The 18,238-nt window shown below is 58.9% G+C and carries 20 protein-coding genes; 4 read left to right on the forward strand and 16 right to left on the reverse strand.

All coding sequences use genetic code 11. From position 1 onward, the window contains the following. Window positions 1-19 precede the first annotated feature (19 nt). Together BLU07_RS11270 and holA are read left to right on the forward strand one after the other, a co-directional pair. A complete protein-coding gene (locus tag BLU07_RS11270; protein ID WP_092386981.1) occupies window positions 20-574 on the forward strand; it encodes an LPS-assembly lipoprotein LptE in 555 nt (184 codons plus the stop codon). A gap of 3 nt (window positions 575-577) precedes the next feature. Further along, window positions 578-1,615 (forward strand): DNA polymerase III subunit delta, encoded by a 1,038-nt coding sequence (holA, locus tag BLU07_RS11275; protein ID WP_092386982.1) that lies wholly within the window; start codon window positions 578-580, stop codon window positions 1,613-1,615. 42 nt (window positions 1,616-1,657) lie between these two features. Here holA and ubiT read toward each other — a convergent pair whose 3' ends face one another. The 3 genes from ubiT to ubiU are packed head-to-tail and all read right to left on the reverse strand — an operon-like array spanning window position 1,658 to window position 4,035. Continuing rightward, window positions 1,658-2,143 carry a ubiquinone anaerobic biosynthesis accessory factor UbiT gene (gene ubiT, locus BLU07_RS11280; RefSeq protein ID WP_092386983.1) on the reverse strand — a complete coding sequence of 162 codons (486 nt, stop codon included), beginning with the start codon at window positions 2,141-2,143 and terminating at the stop codon, window positions 1,658-1,660. Beyond that, window positions 2,137-3,027: a U32 family peptidase gene (locus BLU07_RS11285; protein ID WP_092386984.1), complete on the reverse strand. Its 891-nt coding sequence runs from the start codon at window positions 3,025-3,027 to the stop codon at window positions 2,137-2,139. The genes ubiT and BLU07_RS11285 overlap by 7 nt, the downstream gene beginning before the upstream one ends. Window positions 3,028-3,039: 12 nt before the next feature. Next, window positions 3,040-4,035, reverse strand: coding sequence for a ubiquinone anaerobic biosynthesis protein UbiU (gene ubiU / locus BLU07_RS11290; RefSeq protein WP_092386985.1), 996 nt, complete (start codon window positions 4,033-4,035; stop codon window positions 3,040-3,042). A gap of 382 nt (window positions 4,036-4,417) precedes the next feature. Here ubiU and lipA point away from each other — a divergent pair, with 382 nt between their 5' ends. Beyond that, window positions 4,418-5,473: a lipoyl synthase gene (gene lipA, locus BLU07_RS11295; RefSeq protein WP_092386986.1), complete on the forward strand. Its 1,056-nt coding sequence runs from the start codon at window positions 4,418-4,420 to the stop codon at window positions 5,471-5,473. 54 nt (window positions 5,474-5,527) lie between these two features. On the opposite strand, the gene lipB is transcribed toward lipA, so the two are convergent. The 11 genes from lipB to BLU07_RS11350 all read right to left on the reverse strand — a co-directional run bounded on the left by lipB (window position 5,528) and on the right by BLU07_RS11350 (window position 15,376). Continuing rightward, window positions 5,528-6,163, reverse strand: a complete 636-nt coding sequence (gene lipB, locus BLU07_RS11300; protein ID WP_092386999.1) for a lipoyl(octanoyl) transferase LipB — start codon at window positions 6,161-6,163, stop codon at window positions 5,528-5,530. Then, window positions 6,163-6,435 (reverse strand): HP0495 family protein, encoded by a 273-nt coding sequence (locus BLU07_RS11305; RefSeq protein WP_092387000.1) that lies wholly within the window; start codon window positions 6,433-6,435, stop codon window positions 6,163-6,165. Before BLU07_RS11305 ends, lipB begins: the two co-directional genes overlap by 1 nt. A gap of 15 nt (window positions 6,436-6,450) precedes the next feature. Continuing rightward, window positions 6,451-7,569, reverse strand: coding sequence for a D-alanyl-D-alanine carboxypeptidase family protein (locus BLU07_RS11310; protein WP_231701739.1), 1,119 nt, complete (start codon window positions 7,567-7,569; stop codon window positions 6,451-6,453). A gap of 77 nt (window positions 7,570-7,646) precedes the next feature. Beyond that, entirely contained in the window at window positions 7,647-8,531 is an 885-nt protein-coding gene (locus BLU07_RS11315; RefSeq protein ID WP_092387001.1) for a septal ring lytic transglycosylase RlpA family protein, read from the reverse strand. Continuing rightward, window positions 8,528-9,550 carry a lytic murein transglycosylase B gene (mltB, locus tag BLU07_RS11320; protein ID WP_092387002.1) on the reverse strand — a complete coding sequence of 341 codons (1,023 nt, stop codon included), beginning with the start codon at window positions 9,548-9,550 and terminating at the stop codon, window positions 8,528-8,530. The genes BLU07_RS11315 and mltB overlap by 4 nt, the downstream gene beginning before the upstream one ends. 47 nt (window positions 9,551-9,597) lie before the next feature. Next, entirely contained in the window at window positions 9,598-10,743 is a 1,146-nt protein-coding gene (gene rodA / locus BLU07_RS11325) for a rod shape-determining protein RodA (protein WP_092387003.1), read from the reverse strand. Then, a complete protein-coding gene (gene mrdA / locus BLU07_RS11330) occupies window positions 10,740-12,608 on the reverse strand; it encodes a penicillin-binding protein 2 (protein WP_092387004.1) in 1,869 nt (622 codons plus the stop codon). The genes rodA and mrdA overlap by 4 nt, the downstream gene beginning before the upstream one ends. Window positions 12,609-12,611: 3 nt before the next feature. Further along, window positions 12,612-13,079 carry a 23S rRNA (pseudouridine(1915)-N(3))-methyltransferase RlmH gene (gene rlmH / locus BLU07_RS11335; RefSeq protein ID WP_092387006.1) on the reverse strand — a complete coding sequence of 156 codons (468 nt, stop codon included), beginning with the start codon at window positions 13,077-13,079 and terminating at the stop codon, window positions 12,612-12,614. A 4-nt stretch (window positions 13,080-13,083) separates the two neighbouring features. Next, window positions 13,084-13,443, reverse strand: a complete 360-nt coding sequence (gene rsfS / locus BLU07_RS11340) for a ribosome silencing factor (RefSeq protein WP_092387008.1) — start codon at window positions 13,441-13,443, stop codon at window positions 13,084-13,086. 9 nt (window positions 13,444-13,452) lie between these two features. Beyond that, window positions 13,453-14,103, reverse strand: coding sequence for a nicotinate-nucleotide adenylyltransferase (gene nadD, locus BLU07_RS11345; protein ID WP_092387011.1), 651 nt, complete (start codon window positions 14,101-14,103; stop codon window positions 13,453-13,455). 7 nt (window positions 14,104-14,110) lie between these two features. Then, on the reverse strand, window positions 14,111-15,376 hold the full coding sequence (locus BLU07_RS11350; protein ID WP_231701627.1) for a glutamate-5-semialdehyde dehydrogenase: 1,266 nt from the start codon (window positions 15,374-15,376) through the stop codon (window positions 14,111-14,113). Window positions 15,377-15,605: 229 nt separating this feature from the next. Here BLU07_RS11350 and BLU07_RS11355 point away from each other — a divergent pair, with 229 nt between their 5' ends. Beyond that, the gene (locus BLU07_RS11355; RefSeq protein ID WP_092387015.1) at window positions 15,606-16,061 is read left to right on the forward strand and encodes a MaoC family dehydratase; all 456 of its coding nucleotides are present in this window, start codon (window positions 15,606-15,608) and stop codon (window positions 16,059-16,061) included. A gap of 50 nt (window positions 16,062-16,111) precedes the next feature. Here BLU07_RS11355 and BLU07_RS11360 read toward each other — a convergent pair whose 3' ends face one another. Both BLU07_RS11360 and mpl read right to left on the reverse strand, forming a co-directional pair. Further along, a complete protein-coding gene (locus BLU07_RS11360) occupies window positions 16,112-16,717 on the reverse strand; it encodes a flavin prenyltransferase UbiX (RefSeq protein ID WP_092387018.1) in 606 nt (201 codons plus the stop codon). Further along, window positions 16,710-18,071: a UDP-N-acetylmuramate:L-alanyl-gamma-D-glutamyl-meso-diaminopimelate ligase gene (mpl, locus tag BLU07_RS11365; RefSeq protein ID WP_092387020.1), complete on the reverse strand. Its 1,362-nt coding sequence runs from the start codon at window positions 18,069-18,071 to the stop codon at window positions 16,710-16,712. Before mpl ends, BLU07_RS11360 begins: the two co-directional genes overlap by 8 nt. Window positions 18,072-18,238: the final 167 nt, after the last annotated feature.

The raw sequence follows: 18,238 nt of genomic DNA on the forward strand, positions 1-18,238 counted from the left end.
TTCAAGGAGAACATAGCGGATGAAAATGCTCAGCTCACAGCGCGGTATGCGCACTCTGGCCAGTGGCACCTTGCTGCTCGGCCTGCTTTTCCTCACTGGCTGCGGTTTCCAGTTGCGCGGTGCCGGCGTCGACAATGTCAAGCTGGACAGTCTGCAGGTCAGCGCCGAAGATCCTCACAGTGCCATCGTGCGTGAAGTAGTCGATACGCTGACCCGTGAGCAGGTCAACATCAGTTCGGCGGCGGCCTACCAGCTGCATATTTCCGCTGAGCGTCAGGAAAGCAAGGCGATCACCTACTCTGGCCGTGCCACACCGGCAGAAATGTCCCTGACCAGTCAGATCGAGTACGTCATCAGCGACCGTCAGGAACGCGTACTGGTCGGCCCTGAAACCCTGAGCACCGAGCGCGTCTATGTCAATGACCGTGACAACGTGGTCGGCAGCGGCCAGGAGGCCGAGTTGTTACGCCGCGAAATGCGCCGCGACCTCAGCCGTCAATTGCTGTTTCGTCTTTCCAGTCTCAGCGAAAGCGAGCTCCGGGCCCGCGAACAGGCGCTGGGTCAGCCGCAGTGAGCCATGAAGCTCAATAGCCATCAATTGGCGCGCCAGCTCAACGAACAGCTGGCGCCCGTCTATATCCTGTGCGGGGATGAACCGCTGCTGCTGGGTGAAGCTGCAGATCTGATTCGGCATGCCTGCCGACAGGCTGGCAGTGAAGAGCGCCAGGTCTTTCATGTTGAGCGCGGGTTTGACTGGTCACACCTCTACGCCGCCAGCCAGAGTCTGTCTTTATTCGCCCAGCAACGCCTGCTTGAGCTGCGCTTGAACGGCAACCCGGGTGACGACGGCAACAAAGCCTTGCAAGCGTATCTGGAGAGTCCGCCAGATGACACAACCCTGTTGGTTACCTTGCCCAAACTGGACAAGAATGCGCTCAAAACAAAATGGGCCAAAACCCTGATCGAGCACGCCAACAGTCGTTTTGTGCAGATCTGGCCAATTGATAGCCAGCAACTGCCTGACTGGATGCGCCAACGCCTGAGCAACGCAGGCCTGCAAGCCAGCCCGGAAGCGCTGGAATTGCTGGCAGAACGGGTGGAAGGCAACCTGCTGGCTGCGGCACAGGAAATCGAAAAGCTCAAACTCTTCGACCAGGGCGGCCAGATTGAGCTGGAAACCATTCGCCAGGTGGTTGCCGACAGCGCCCGCTTCGATGTCTTTGGCCTGGTTGATGCCTTGTTGCAGGGCGATGCCGGACATGCCCTGCGCATTCTCAGCGGCTTGCGCGGTGAAGGCGTGGAAGCGCCCATCGTACTCTGGGCCATTGCCCGTGAAATACGCGGACTTACGGATATGGCGCAGCAGATCGAGCGCGGCATACCCAGCGACAAGGTCTTTGCCAGTCAACGCCCGCCGATCTGGGACAAGCGCCGACCGCTGTTGAGTCAGGCGCTGCAGCGCCACCCGGCCAGCCAATGGGCCAGCTGGCTACGCCAGGCCCAGCTGGTCGACGAGCAGATCAAGGGGCTGCAATCAGGTTCGCCCTGGGACACCCTGGCCCAAATCATCGCTGGCGCGGCGCACCGGGGCTCGCCGGTGTTGCGCAGTCTCTGAGCAGGCGATCTGATCAGGGTACGGCGTTACCAGTCACACTCATCACAGGTCCCTCGCTGCCCGCCCCAGGGCCTGCAGGGCTTGCCACAGGCGCGGCGGCAGGTGCTCCGGGTCCAGACTGTCGAGCAGATTCTTCACCGCCAGCCCCAACTCGGTATCGCCCGACAACTGCAGGCGACGACGAAAGAACAGCGTATCCGGGTCCTCCTGTCGACTGGCCAGCAGCAGGAAATCACGCCAACTGCCGGCAATGCAGGCATCCGCCGATTGGTCGCGGCAGACGCGCAAGCCAAGGCGGTCGCGACTGACGCACCAGCTCAGACCCAGATCAGTGATCGTCAGCTTCAACCAGCGACCTTGCAGCATATCCAGCTCACCCATAGCCAGCGGTGCAGCCAGCAAGCGCGCCAGGATCGGTTCCAGAATGGCCTGCTGCAGTACAAAGGGGACATGCCGGGTAACCGGCAATACAGGTGACACCAATCGCAATCCCGCGACTGCCGGCGCGAACAACGAGCCATTCAGCATAATCCGGCCTCTTCTACCCGCAACATGCCAGCCTGCCCATACCAATAGCCATTGCAGCCATCCACCACCAGCGGTGGCTCACCACCATGACGTACCTGATCAAAATAATTGATCACCTGCGACATGTTCTGCAACCGCGGGCTCAGGCGCAGCATGTCTACCCCCATCTGCTGCAGCTGTGGATACTCGGCAAGCAGATTGCACACCCCTGCCGACAGGGTCTGGATACCATTCAGGGTAAACAATGGCTGACCTTCCTGGGTCAGCATCGGCAAGCCTTCCGGATAATATTGGCAAACAAAGTCGCAGGCATCTTTCGGCCGGTGCTCGGCGCGGGCGGTAAAACAGCGCGCCGAATAGGCCAGCGGCAGATAGCCCCAGGCAAAGACCTCCAGTTCCGGCAAGCTGATCGTCTCCTCTCGGCACTGGTTCAGCAGCGCTTGCAACAAGGCACCGGAACACTCCACAGGAGGCACCCAGCGCTGCATACCTGCGGCCTGCAATTCAGCCAGAGCAAAGGCGTTGTAGACATTCAACGCCGGCCCACCAACAAAGTCCTGGCCCAACTCACTGAGCATCTGAACCGCCGCCATATCATTGGCCTCGACCATCAGTTCGCCATTGGCACACAAACGCCGCAGGCTGGCACGCTCGGAGCCGGCCTCGATCAGGGCCAATCCGGACAGTACGACGTCAACCCCGCTATGCTCACGCAGATCACGCGCCAGCCCCAGCCAGTCATCCAGTGAAAGCGCACGCCGCTTGCTGCATACGGTTTCACCCAGATAGATCACATCCAGCGGCTGTTCGGCCATCTCGGCATAAAAATCCAGCAGTTGCCGGCGTGACCAATAAAACAGCACCGGTCCCAGACTCAGTCGCATTGGTTGGCTCTCCTATTGCCAGGCCCGTTGGTAGGCACCCAGGGTAGTTTGGCTTCCTTCCGACAGTGCAGCCAGGCGCCGCATCCATCCGGCATCAACCTGAAAACCAGCCGGATCGGCGGCATAGGCATCCAGCGCCTGACGCCACACCCGGGTTACCTGCTCGACATAGGCTGGACTGCGCTGGCGACCTTCAATCTTTACCGCCGCAATACCCATGGCGACCAGTTGCGGTATCAGATCCAGGGTATTCAGGCTGGTCGGTTCTTCCAGTGCATGCGTCCGCTGCCCATTGACCATAAAGCGCCCTTTGCACAGGGTTGGATACCCGGCAGGCTCATCCTCGGCATACCGGTCAATCAATACATTATTCAACCGGGCTGACAGGTTGTCCGACTCCTGACTCCAGCGCACGGCACTGGCCGGCGAACAGACACCGCATAAATTGGGTGACTGCGCGGTAACATATGAGGATAAATGACAGCGCCCTTCAGCCATGATGCACAGGCTGCCAAAGGCAAACACTTCCAGCGGAACCGGACTCAGCGCGGCCAGGCGCTCGACCTGTTGCAACGAGAGCACACGGGGCAATACTGCACGGCGAATCCGGTAGCGCTGATGATAGAAGCGCAGTGCATCGGGGTTGGTCGCCGAGCCCTGCACCGACAGATGCAGCGGCAGATCCGGATGATGTTTGCTGGCATACGCGAGAACGCCCGGGTCAGCTGCAATCAACGCATCCACGCCCAGCGCCGCCGCCTGGTCCACTGCACGCTGCCAACGTGCCCAACCATCCGGCAAGGCATAGGTATTCACTGCGATGTACAAGGCCTTGCCCTGCGCTCGCACCAGCGCCAACCCCTGCTCCAGTTGCTGATCAGTAAAATTGAGGCCGGCAAAATGGCGCGCATTGGTATCATCGCGAAAGCCGGTATAAACAGCATCGGCGCCTTCACGCAAAGCCGATTTCAGTGCAGGCAGGCTGCCTGCGGGACACACCAGTTGCATGCCTGCATTCCTCTTGCATCAGACCAGCCATGACTGTGCGACAAGGTGTGGGAAATTGCCTTGATAATTGTCAAGACTTGTCGGCTGAATGCGGTTGACGGGGAAGCACTGATCAGCCAGGTTTTTTTGCGCCCGGCAGCATTGCCAGTCACCGATGCCAGACACGCTACAAGCACATCCATGTGCGCTCGTCGATAGCCATCCCTGGCTAGCGACGGTCTGGCACCGGTGGCTGGCAACACCGCCGACACTTATTGTGTGGCTGATCAGTGCTTCGCACCGCAGCCTGCGACCTTGGTGCCATGCAGGGCGCAAGCTGGCTATGATAAACTCGGCGCATGATTCTGCCGGGCAGCCTGCCCCCAAGACGAGAACCCAACCCATGAGTGAGCAGCCATCCAAGCCGGTATCCAGCGGTGAAAAGTTCCGCACCGAGCACGGTATCGCCGCGATCAAGGATGGTCAGAAGCAGCGCAAGCAAACTGACGAAGGCGTCAGCAACGGGCCCAAGCCAAAGTGGCTGCGGGCAAAAATGCCCAGTGGCGCCCGCTTTGAAGCGGTCAAGCGCAACGTCAAGGAACACCGCCTGAGCACGGTGTGTGAGGAATCGCATTGCCCCAATCAGGGTGAATGCTGGGCCAACGGCACGGCCACCATCATGCTGATGGGCTCCGTATGCACCCGTGCCTGCCGCTTCTGTGCGGTAGACACCGGCAATCCGAATGGCTGGCTGGATCAGGAAGAGCCGGCCAACACCGCCAAGTCAGTCGAACTCATGGGCCTGCGCTATATCGTCCTGACCTCGGTTGACCGGGATGATCTCGATGATGGTGGCGCTGCCCATTACGCGGCCTGCGTGCGTGCGATCAAGAAGCGTACGCCGCAGGTGGTGGTAGAAGCATTGACTCCGGACTTTGATGGCGTACTCAGCGCTATCCAGGCCGTGATCGACTCAGGCCTGGAGGTTTTTGCCCAGAACGTGGAAACCGTCGAACGCCTGACGCACAAGGTACGCGACCCGCGTGCCGGCTACCGCAAGACCCTGGATGTGCTGGCCTATGCCAAGCAGCATCGTCCCCAGGTACTGACCAAGACCAGCCTGATGTTGGGGCTCGGCGAAACCGACGCCGAGATTCTGCAGACGTTTGAAGATCTGCGCGCCATCAAGGTCGATATTGTCACCCTTGGGCAATATCTGCGCCCAACGCGCAACCACCTGGCGGTTGAACGCTGGGTAACTCCGGAAGAATTCAATCGCTATCGCGACATTGGTCTGGAAATGGGCTTTATGGAAGTCGCGTCAGGCCCGCTGGTTCGCTCCAGCTACCGCGCTGACCGGGTGTTTGAAAAGAACAACCTTGGCCTCGCCGAGCCGGCCAGAGTGCCGGGGCAAGAGAACAGCGCTGTTATTGAGTTGATTCCCACCAGAACTATCTAGGGAGGCCACTGAATAAACTGCCGGCCCAGGCTGTGCTGTTACCTGAAGGCCAGCTCAAGCAGCGCCATCATGATCAGCCAATAACCGCTGCAGGTGCCCCTGTAAACGCTCAGCCACCTCACTGACAGCAACAGGCCCGGTCATCTGATCGCGCATCTGGGTCATTTGCAGGCCGGCGTAGCCGCAGGGATTGATACGGCGGAAGGGCTCCAGGTCCATGTCCACATTCAATGCCAGTCCATGGAAAGAACAACCCCGGCGGATACGCAGTCCGAGCGAGGCAATTTTTGCCGCGCCAACATAGACGCCCGGTGCATCCGGCCGTGGTGCCGCGCTGATGTCGTAATCGGCAAGCAGGTCGACCAGTGCCTGCTCCATCAGACTGACCAGCTCGCGCACACCCATGCCACGTCGGCGAATATCCAACAGCAAATAAACCACCAACTGACCGGGGCCGTGGTAGGTCACTTGCCCGCCGCGCTCAACCTGAACGATCGGTATGTCGCCGGCAGCCAGTACATGCTCGGCCTTGCCCGCCTGCCCCTGGGTAAATACCCGCGGGTGTTGCAACAGCCAGATCTCGTCGGGTGTATCGGCATCACGCTCGGCGGTCAGCTTGCGCATGGCGTCAAGGGTCGGCAGATAGTCCACCAACCCCAGATCACGAACCCGTAAAGGAGGAGGTGCCATCACAGCACCATATGCACACGACCCGTGGACTTCAGGGCCAGATGCAACGCCTGCAACTGCTCTTCACCCGTCGCGGTTATACGGATGCGCACAGACACAAAGCGCCCGTTCTTGCTGTCGCGCACATCGACCAGCTCGACATCACCCGCCGAGGTGTGCTGCTCAACGACAGTCACCACCAGATCAGTAAAATCGTCCGTCGCCGTGCCGATCACCTTGATCGGATAACGGCAGGGAAATTCGATTGTCGGGGCTTGCGGGGTATCCGCCATAACAGTTACCTGTAATCAGTTGAACAGACCGTAGAAGAACAGTCGCAAGCTGTCCCACAGACGGCCAAAAAAACCGGCGGCTTCAACGTCGGCCAAGGCGACCAGTGGTGCCTTGTGCACGACTTCATCGCCCAGACGGACCTCTACCTCGCCCAGCTCGTCGCCCACTACGATGGGGGCGCGCAGGGTTGATTTCAAGCTGACACTGGCTTGCAAGCGATCAGCCTGACCACGCGGCAGGGTCAACAGCAGGCCATCGGCCAGGCCGGCACGCACCTGGTTGTCGACGCCGGCCCAGACACGAGGGGTAGCCAGCACTTCGCCTGGCTGATAGAAGTTGCGCGTTTCAAAAAAGCGGAAACCCCAGGTCAGCAATTTTTGCGTTTCCGACGTGCGGACCTCGTCGCTGCTGGTACCCATGACCACGGAAATCAGGCGCATGCCTTCACGCTCCGCCGAGGCCACCAGACAATAACCCGCTGCCTCGGTATGTCCGGTTTTCAAGCCATCGACACTGCTGTCACGCCACAACATGCGATTGCGGTTGTTCTGCCGGATACCGTTCCAGGTAAACTCACGTTCCTTGTAGATCTCATAGTATTGGCGGTCGTCACGGATAATCGCGCGCGCCAGCAGTGCCATATCGCGGGCACTGGAGTGCATCGCATCATCCGGCCAGCCAGTCGCATTGGTGAAATGGCTGTTCTGCATGCCTAAACGCCGGGCATGGCTGTTCATCAGGTCGGCAAAGGCATCTTCACTGCCGGCAATGTGCTCGGCCATGGCAATGCTGGCGTCATTGCCGGACTGGATGATCACCCCGCGCTTGAGATCAATGAAGGGGACCCGATCGCCCACTTCGATAAACATCTTCGAGCCGCCCTTGCGCCAGGCTTTTTCGCTGACCAGCACTTCATCCTGTTCATTGATGCGCCCTTCCAGCAACTCAAGACTTCCGAGATAGCTGGTCATCATCTTGGTCAGGCTGGCGGGTGGCAGGCGTTCGTCCGCGTTGTGTTCGACCAGAATCCGACCACTGTTGGCATCCATCAGGATATAGCTGCTGGCAGCAATTTGCGGTGCTGCCGGGACCATCGGAATGGATGCGTTTTGCGCCTGCACCAGCGTTGTCATACCCAGCACCAGGCCAGTCACAAACAGGTTTTTCATTGATTTAAACATGATTCTCACAAAGTCAAAGGCATGGGATTTCAGTTGGCACGGATCAGTGTGGGTGAACCCAGATCCGCCAGACGCAGACGATCCATCAGACGCACGGCCTCAGCTTCACTGGCTACCGGACCGACCCTGACGCGATGCAGGGTCTGACGCTGTAACTGCACGGGGGACACGCTGACACTGGCACTGACCATGGCTTGCACACGCTGGCGCAGTTGTTCAGCCGCCTGGCTGTTGGAGAAGGCACCCAGTTGCAGATAAAGTTCCCCATTTGATGCGGGAACATTATCAAGCGCGGCATCCACCAGCTGACGATCTCTGTTGTTTTCCTGCTGCCAGGCTACCGGATCAATTCCCTCGACCAGCACCCGCGCTGTCCCCTTGTCGGCAAAGCCGAGACGTTGCGCCGCAGCATAGGACAGATCAATAATTCGCTCTGAATAGAAAGGTCCGCGATCATTCACCCGGACAATCACCTCGCGATTGTTTTCCAGGTTGGTTACCTTCACGTAGCTTGGCAGAGGCAATGTCTTGTGGGCGGCCGTCATGGCATAAAGGTCATACACCTCACCATTCGCTGTAAGCTGACCGTGGAACTTGGTGCCATACCAGGACGCAATGCCTTCTTCACGGTAGTTGCGGCCATCCTGCAAGGGTTCATAACGGACACCCATCAGGGTATAGGGGGTGGCCTTGTAGGCGCCGTCGTGCGGCGTCGGAACCGCATCCGGGATACCCGAGACATCCATCAGATAACTGGGCGCGCCATCCTCCAACGTGGGTCGAATCGACGGTGCATTGCGATCAATCGCCGTGGCCGCCGGGCTTTCGATCCGCTTGCCACTACCGGAACAGGCAACCAGGCTCGCGCCCAGAACAATCAGCAGACAAGTCCGGCAAAGTCGAGCGACAGTCATGGGATTCGCGCCTCACGTAGCTGTTGTGCCAACTGATGTACGACCATGGCGTACATCACGCTGTGATTATATCGGGTAATGGCGTACAGATTATCCAGGCCGATCCAGTGCTGCTGCTGATCGCCGGCGTCAAACTCGAAACTCATGACGCTCTGCTCATCCGGCAGATCCGTGGCCGGCTGCCAACCCAGGGCGCGCAGCTCGGCCACCGTCAGTCTGGCCTGCAGGCCGTCATTCAGAGTGATGCCTTCAGCATAGCGCTCACCATTGACCTCGGCGGCGACCACGACCGGCGCACCATGCTGCCACTTGTGCTCCTTGAAGTAGTTGGCCACGCTGCCAATGGCATCGACCGGATTGTTCCATATATCCACTTTGCCATCGCCGTCAAAGTCGACGGCAAACACCTGATAACTGCTGGGAATGAACTGCGGATAACCCATGGCACCGGCGTAAGAGCCGGTCAAAACACTCGGGTCCATTTGCTGTTCACGGGTCAACACCATGAAAGCCTTGAGCTGGCGACGGAAGAAGTCAGCCCGCGGCGGATAATCAAAACCCAGCGTGGTCAACGCATCCAGCACCCGATGAGTACCTGTGTGCCGCCCGTAAAAAGTCTCTACACCGATAATGGCGACAATTACTTCCGGCTCAACACCGTATTCCTGCTCTGCCCGCGCCAGCGCCTCTGCATGCTCGGCCCAGAACTCAAGTCCTTGCTGCAAACGCTGCTCGGTCACGAAAATGGCTCGATACTCATGCCAGGGGCGCACGCGTTCCGCCGGCCGCGAGATAGCATCCAGGATCGGTTGACGGCGTTCTGCCCCGGACAGCAGGCGCAACATGTAATCGGCACTGAAACCGTGTTCGCTTTGCATTTCCTGGATAAAGGGCAATACTGCCGGGTGCTCGACCCCATAGTCCGAAGCCGCCGCCAGAGGCGCCAGCAAGCTGCAAGCGACTGCCAGCACAGACCGCCGCCAGTGATACACCACGCCCGAAAAACCGGTATTTAGCATCTATTCTTCTTCCTGATTGCGTCACCCGGACACCGCCGGGTTTACGGTCAACCTTCTGACATCCATTTGCGGTGGGTATGAATCGACATCAGGATGCCGAACCCTGCCAGCAAGGTCACCAGAGATGTACCGCCGTAACTGATCAATGGCAAGGGTACCCCGACCACCGGCAAGAGTCCGCTGACCATGCCGATGTTGACGAACACGTAGACAAAAAAGGTCAGGGTGATACTGCCTGCCAGCAGTTTGCAGAAGCTGTCTTGTGCCTGCAAGGTAATATAGAGTCCCCGGGCAATGATCAGCAGATAGACCGTCAAAAGCAGGCAGATACCGACCATACCAAACTCCTCACCCAGCACCGCAATCACGAAATCGGTATGCCCTTCGGGAAGAAAATCCAGGTGCGACTGGGTCCCTTGCAACCACCCCTTGCCATAGACCCCACCGGAGCCGATGGCAGCTTTGGACTGAATGATATTCCAGCCAGCCCCCAAGGGATCCGACTCCGGATTGAGGAAGGTCAGCACCCGTTGTTTCTGATAATTGTGCAAGACAAAAAACCACATGGCGACCGCAGCCGGCATCAGCAGAATGGCTGCACCGATCATGTAGCGCCAGCGCAAACCGGCCAACAAGAGGACGAAAAAACCGGAAGTGGCAATCAACAATGAAGTGCCCAGATCGGGCTGCCTGAGCACCAGGAATACCGGCACAGCGACAATCAACAGACTGATCACCACCTGAGGCAGTGTTGGTCGCAGGGTATGCCGGCCAAGGTACCAGGCCAGCATCATCGGCATAGCCAGTTTCATCACCTCTGAAGGCTGAAAGCGCATCAGACCGGGAATACTCAGCCAACGCTGCGCTCCCTTGGCCTGCACCCCCGCCACCAGTACAGCGACCAGCAACAACACACCAGCCAGATACGCCAAAGGCACCCAACGCTGCATAAAGCGTGGCTGAAACTGGGCTATCACCAACATTACCGCCAAACCCACTGCATAGGCCGCACCCTGACGGTAAACCAGAGCCAGGCTGCGTCCGCTTGCCGAATACAATACAAACCCGGCCACTGTAGCCAGCACCAGTAACAGCAACAGCAGCCAGGGATCGACATGAATGCGTTGCCACAGCGGCATCCGTCGCCCGTAACCCTGGGGGGCCGGAGTGTTCAGGCGTTTCAGCAGTTTCATTGACTCTGCTCCTGCTGCGGGTCAGGTGTCTCGGCGCCGGTCAACAACCAGGCATCAAACAATGCACGCGCTACCGGCGCCGCCTCACGACCACCTGATTCACCATTCTCGACCATGACTGCCACTGCAATCCGGGGCTCATCCGCAGGTGCAAAGCCGATAAACAGAGCATGATCCCGGTGCCGCTCCTGCAAGGCTTCAGAGTCATATTCATTGCCCTGGGCAATAGCCACTACCTGAGCGGTACCGGTCTTGCCGGCAATCTGGTATTCCGCATCCCGGGCCGCCCCCCGGGCTGTTCCATGGCTGGCGTGCATCACATCTTCCATGGCATCAATGATAAATTCCCAATCGTCCGGATTGCTCAGCTGGATGTCATCCGGCGTGTCACTGGTATCCGGTTCGAGGCCTTCGGCATCCTTGAGCAGGCGTGGTCGCATCCATTTGCCACGACTGGCCAGCAAGGCGGTTGAATGGGCCAGTTGCAGCGGAGTCATCATCATGTAGCCCTGGCCAATCCCGGCAATCAGTGTTTCGCCGGGATACCAGGGCTGACCACGGGCATTTCGTTTCCACTCACGGGAAGGCATCAAACCGGTCTGCTCCTCGAACATATCCAGAGCTACCCGCTGACCAAGCCCGAACTTGCTGAGGAAATCATGCATATGGTCAATGCCCAGCTTGTGCGCCAGATCATAGAAAAAGGTGTCGTTCGAGCGAGCAATCGAGAAACGCATGTCCACCCAGCCATCACCCCGTCGATTCCAGTTGCGATAACGGTGACTGTGATTGGGCAGCTGATAAAAACCCGGGTCATACACCCGACTGCTTCGGGTAGCCGCTCCATGCTCAAGCCCGGCCAGGGCAATCATCGGTTTGATGGTCGAGCCGGGGGGATACTGACCACGCAACACCCGGTTGAACAAGGGCCGATCCAGCGAATCTCGCAGAGCAGCGTAATCGGCGTGGCTAATGCCGGTAACAAACAGATTGGGATTGAACGATGGCTGGCTGACAAAGGCCAGAACACCACCAGTGTCCGGTTCAATCGCTACCACGGCGCCTCGACGCCCGGCCAGAGCCTCTTGCGCAATCTGTTGCAAGCGAGCGTCCAGATGAAGCGTGAGGTCACGTCCTGGTTGCGGATCGGTTCGTTTGAGTACGCGCAACACCCGTCCCCGGGCATTGGTTTCCACTTCTTCATACCCCACAGTACCGTGCAGCCAGTCTTCGTATTGTCGCTCGATACCGGTCTTGCCGATGTAATGGGTGCCAGCGTAAGCCACCGTATCGATACGTTGCAATTCCGCCTCGTTGATCCGCCCGACATAGCCGATTGCGTGAGCAAACTTTTCCCCCAGCGGGTAATGACGAACGAAACTGGCCTGCACTTCTACCCCGGGCAAACGGAACTGATTGACGGCCAGCCTGGCAATCTGCGCTTCGGTCAGCTCGAACATGATCGGTACCGCTTCAAAGGGCCGCCGCCGCTGCTGCAACCGCCTTGCAGCCCGCTCCATCGACTCGGCATCGAGCTCGAGCAAATCCTGCAGCAATTCCAGCGTGGCCGGGAGATTCGGCACCCGCTCATGGGTAATGTTCAGGCTGTAGCTGGGACGATTCTCGGCGAGTACGATGCCGTTGCGATCATGGATACGTCCTCGCGTCGGCGGTACTGGCTGCACATGCACCCGATTGTTGTCCGACAGCGTCGAATGGTAGTCATACTGCACTACCTGCAGGTAGTACATACGCGCTACCAGGGCACCCAGCATCGACAGTATCACCAGGGCACAGAGCAGCACGCGTCCCTGCACAATGCGGGCATCGCTCTTGAAATCAGTGAGCTTGATCGGCTTGGCCATTACTTACTTGTGATAGGGGTGACGGTTGAGAATGGTCCAGGCCCGATAGAGCTGTTCAGCCAGAAGGATGCGCACCAGAGGGTGCGGCAGGGTCAATGGTGACAGAGACCAGCGTTGCTCACTGGCCTGGCACACCGATTCGGCCAGCCCCTCGGGACCACCGACCATCAGGTTGACCGTGCGCGCATCCAGCCGCCAATTATCCAGTTGCTCTGCCAGCGTTGCCGTTGACCACTCACGGCCATTGACCTCCAGCGTCACGATTCGTTCCCCTGGCTGGGTTACGGCCAGCATCTGTTCGCCCTCACGCTTCATCAAACGGGCAATATCGGCATTCTTGCTCCGGTTGCCAAGCGGGATTTCCACCAACTCCAGAGGCAATTCAGGCGGCAGGCGTTTGGCATACTCCTGATAACCCTGCTCCACCCAGCGCGGCATACGCGACGCCACGCTGATCAGGCGAATGCGCATATGACTACTCCGTCGGCTGCTGGGCCGCTGCGCGGCGGCTTTCAGCACTTTCCCACAGCCGTTCGAGATCATAGAACTGGCGCGTAGCGGGTTGCATGATATGCACCACCACATCCCCCAGGTCGACCAGAACCCACTCGCCGCCCGCCTTGCCTTCAACACCCAGCGGTTTATTGCCGGCCAGCTTGGCCTTCTCCACCACGTTGTCACTCAGGGCTGAGACGTGGCGGCTGGACGTGCCGCTGGCAATCATCATGTAATCGGTAATACTGGTCTGTTCGCGCACATCAATCTGGACGATTTCTTTCGCCTTGAGTTCTTCCAGTGCGTTGTTGACCAGAGTGATCAGTTCATCGGTTTGCATAGTAAGGGGTCAGTCCTGTCTGTCCGGGCGATACAGCCCATGGGTATGAATATAGTCAAGTACCGGATCGGGTAACAGAAAACGAGCCGACTGGCCCTGCCCGATCAGGTGGCGAATCTGGGTAGCGGAAATCGCCAATGGCGTCTGTTCCAGGGTAATGATTTGCCCGGCCGGGCCTTGCAACGCATCCAGACTGGCTATGGTTCGTGCTGCGAGCAGGTCTTTCAGAGCTTCCGGTGCTTCCTGATCGAAGTCCGGGCGCTGCAAAATTACCAGATGAGCCAGCTCAAGCAGTTCCTGCCAACGTTGCCAGCCAGGCAGGCCGCAAAAAGCATCCCAGCCCAGAATAAAAAACAGTGGCGCCTCGACGCCGAGTTCGTCACGCAGTGACGTCAGGGTATCCACCGTCCAGGAGGGCTTGTCGCGTTGCAGTTCGCGATCATCCACCTGCAACTCCGCCGTATTGCCCAGGGCCAGATGCACCATGGCCAGCCGCTGCTCGGCAGAAACGCCCGGCGCTTCCCGATGCGGCGGCCGCGCACTGGGCACCAGACGCAGCTCATCCAGCGCCAGCCGTTCGCGCACCTCTATGGCGCTACGCAAATGGCCGAAATGCACCGGATTGAAGGTGCCACCGAGCAAGCCTATACGGCGACTCATGGCCCACTCACTGACGGATGTGTCCGTCGCCGAACACCACGTATTTCTCGCTGGTCAGCCCTTCAAGACCTACCGGGCCACGGGCGTGGATCTTGTCGGTGGAGATACCGATTTCGGCTCCCAGACCATACTCGAAACCATCGGCAAAGCGCGTCGAGGCATTGATCATCACCGAGCTGGAATCCACCTCGGCGAGAAAACGCCGCGCGCGGGTAAAATCTTCGCTGACCATGGCATCCGTGTGCTGAGAGCTGTAGGTATTGATGTGCTCGATAGCGGCGTCCATATCAGCGACAATTCGAATGGCCAGAATCGGCGCCAGGTATTCGGTTTGCCAGTCGTCATCACTGGCCGGAACAGCCTGCGGCAGCAGCGCCAGAGTCTTCGGACAGCCTCGCAACTCAACCCCTTTCTCGGCAAATAGCGGCGCCAGGCGTTGCAGACACTCAGCGGCAACCGACTCATGCAGCAGCAGGGTTTCCATGGCATTGCATACCCCGTATCGGTGCGTCTTGGCATTCAGCGCAATGGCTGTGGCTTTATCCAGATCGGCACGATCATCAACATACACATGGCAGATACCGTCCAGATGCTTGATTACCGGCACCCGGGCATCCTGACTGATGCGCTCGATCAGACCCTTGCCACCGCGCGGCACGATGACATCAACGTATTCGGGCAGTGTAATCAACGCACCAACCGCTTCGCGATCAGTGGTCTCAACCACTTGCACCACCTCATCCGGCAAACCGGCCGCAGCCAGCCCCTGAGCAATACAGGCAGCAATCGCCTGATTGGAATGAATCGACTCCGAGCCGCCGCGCAAAATGCAGGCGTTGCCCGACTTCAGGCAAAGACTGGCGGCTTCCACGGTCACATTGGGCCGTGATTCATAGATGATGCCAATGACGCCGAGCGGCACACGCATCTTGCCAACCTGGATACCCGACGGGAGAAATTTCATATCCTGAATAGCGCCAACCGGATCCGGCAAGGCCGCCACCTGACGCAAGCCCTCGACCATGGCCTGGATACCCGCCGGAGTCACAGCAAGGCGGTCAACCATGGCCGCATCCAGGCCCCGCTCACGGGCGGCTTGCAAGTCCCTGGCATTCGCAGCAACCAGCGTATCGGCAGCCGCCAACAGGGCATCTGCAGTTGCCAGCAGGGCCTTATTCTTCACCGCGGTCGGCGCGCGCGCGATCACCCGCGACGCTGCCCGGGCCTGCTGCCCGAGACCAACCATGTACGCCCTGACCTGCTCGCTAGTCATCTATTCACCACTTCACTGTTGACGCAAAACTCCCATTATACCGACAGCGTGCGTATGAAGACAGGCGCAACTGCTGCAGGTTTTTCTAGCCCCGGGCAGGTTCCGTCATTCAGCAAACCAATGGAAGGCGTTCAGCAATTGACCCCAAGGCAACCGACTGCAACTATGTTGGCAGCGATCGCAACTACGCCGGTCGACACCCTCGACAATAATAGCCATGGAGAACGCCATGTCCGCCGTACCCGTTTCCGAACTGACTTCCTACATTGGCAAGGACCTTGGACATTCCGACTGGATGACCATTGATCAGCAGCGCGTCAATCAGTTTGCCGAATGCACCGGTGACCACCAGTTCATTCATATTGATGAAGAAAAAGCCAAGCAAACACCTTTCGGTGGCACCATTGCTCACGGCTTCCTGTCATTGTCACTTTTGCCGGTGCTGTCTGCCGGCCTGCTGATTCGCCCTGAGGGGCTGAAAATGGCGGTCAACTACGGTCTCGACAGCCTGCGCTTTATCCAGCCCGTCCGCGTTGGCTCGCGGGTACGCCTGCAGGTCACTGTCATCGACGTAACCGAGAAGAACCCCGGTCAGTGGCTGGTGAAATCCCGCTCCACCATGGAAATTGAAGGTCAGGACAAGCCGGCCTTCATTGCCGAAGGTCTGACCCTGTACTTCGTCTGACCTTGCATGAGCCCCGCCATGCGGGGCTCATGAGCCTGCCCGGCCTTTGCCTACTCGCCCCAGCGGGCCAACAGTGTCTGCTCGATACCCAGCTGATTGAGAATCCGCGCCACGACAAAATCGATCAGATCTTCAATACTCGCCGGCTGATGATAAAAGCCCGGACTGGCCGGTAGTATCACCGCCCCCATCTGACTCAACTTGAGCATATTCTCCAGGTGCAACGTCGAATAAGGGGCTTCTCGCGGAACCAGAATCAATGTACGCCGCTCCTTCAGGGCGACGTCTGCTGCACGCTCAATCAGGTTATTGCTCGCCCCGGTGGCGATTGCCGACATACAACCCGTCGAGCAAGGGCACACCACCATTGCCCCCGGCGCCCCTGAACCCGAGGCCACAGGAGCCATCCAGTCCTGCTTGCCAAAGACCCGGATCTGACCTTCGCGCGCGGCAAAATGCTCACTCAGATAGGCTTGCAATGCTTGCGGCTTGGGCGGCAGCTGCCAATCGGTCTCGGTTGCCATCACCAGTTGCGCCGCCTGGGAGATAAGGAAAAACACCTCGACATCGGCTCTGACAAGGCATTCCAGCAAGCGCATGGCATATTGGGCGCCAGACGCGCCGGTAACGGCCAGGGTTACCCTTTGCTCAGGCATAGTGCTGCTCCAGTGCGGCAACCAGCTGGCCGTGCAGGCCGGCAAAGCTGCCATTGCTCATGATGACTACCTGACAACCGGGTTCGGCGACCGCCAGAACTCGCCGGATAATGTCAGCCGTTGAATCCAGCACCCGAGCCGGCACCGGGCTCGCTGCAATAACGCTATCCAGCGACCAGTCCAGGCCCGGTGGCTGATACCAGATCACTTCACTGGCATCCACCACACTGCGCGGCAAGGCGGCCTGATGACTACCCAGACGCATGGTGTTGGAACGCGGTTCAATCACCGCAATCAACTGCCCGGCGCCCAATTGCTTGCGCACGCCGGCCAAAGTAGTCGCGATTGCCGTCGGGTGATGGGCAAAATCGTCATACACGCGGATACCATTGATCTCTGCCAGCAGCTCCATGCGCCGCTTGACGCTGGCAAAGCGGCCCAGCGCCGCGACAGCTTGAGCTGGCGCCACGCCGACGTGTCTGGCCGCCGCCAGTGCTACCAGCGCATTGGCGACGCTGTGCTCACCGGTCTGCTGCCAACGCACCTCGCCCTGGCATTTACCCTGCAGCCAGACCTCGAAGTGCGAACCGTCCGCTTCCAGCAAACGCGCTTGCCAGTCGCCCCCGGCGCCTGTTGTCTGCTCTGGAGTCCAGCAGCCCTGCTCAATTACGCGCTGCAAGGCGCTATCTGCCCGTGGATAAATGATCAGGCCCGCGCCTGGAACGGTTCTTACCAGATGATGAAATTGTCGTTCGATCGCGGCCAGATCAGGAAAAATATCCGCATGATCGAACTCCAGATTATTCATCACCAAAGTCCGCGGGTGATAATGCACAAACTTGGAACGTTTATCGAAAAAAGCGCTGTCATACTCATCGGCTTCAACGACAAAAAACGGGGTATCACCCAAGCGTGCCGATAGACCGAAATTCTGTGGCACTCCGCCAATCAGATAGCCTGGCGCCATGCCGGCATCTTCCAGCAACCAGGCGAGCAAACTGGCCGTAGTGGTCTTGCCATGGGTGCCGGCAACGGCCAACACCCAGCGCCCCTGCAACACATGATCAGCCAGCCATTGCGGGCCGGAGACATAAGGCATGCCTTGATCCAGCACATATTCCACCGCTGCATTGCCGCGCGACAGGGCGTTGCCAATCACGACCAGATCCGGCGCCGGTTGCAGATGTTCCGGCGCATACCCTTCCTGCAATTCAATACCCTGCGCCGCCAATTGCGTGCTCATCGGCGGATAGACGTTGGCATCGGACCCCGTAACCCGGTGTCCCAGCTCCCGCGCCAGCAAAGCCAACGAACCCATAAAGGTGCCGCAGATACCGAGAATATGGATGTGCAACGGGGAGCTCCTGTTCTGAAAGTAAGCGGCTGGTTTCCAGTGGCAAGCAGCAAGTGCCTGGCAGCCTGCAGGATAGTCATGGCTTGCCGCATACCAGCCTGTCGCATGTTGGCGAAGTTTACCACGCCCGCCAGACGGCCATGCAAAAGCAACGGGATTCCGCTATC

The organism is Halopseudomonas salegens (assembly GCF_900105655.1).
Lineage (GTDB): Bacteria > Pseudomonadota > Gammaproteobacteria > Pseudomonadales > Pseudomonadaceae > Halopseudomonas > Halopseudomonas salegens.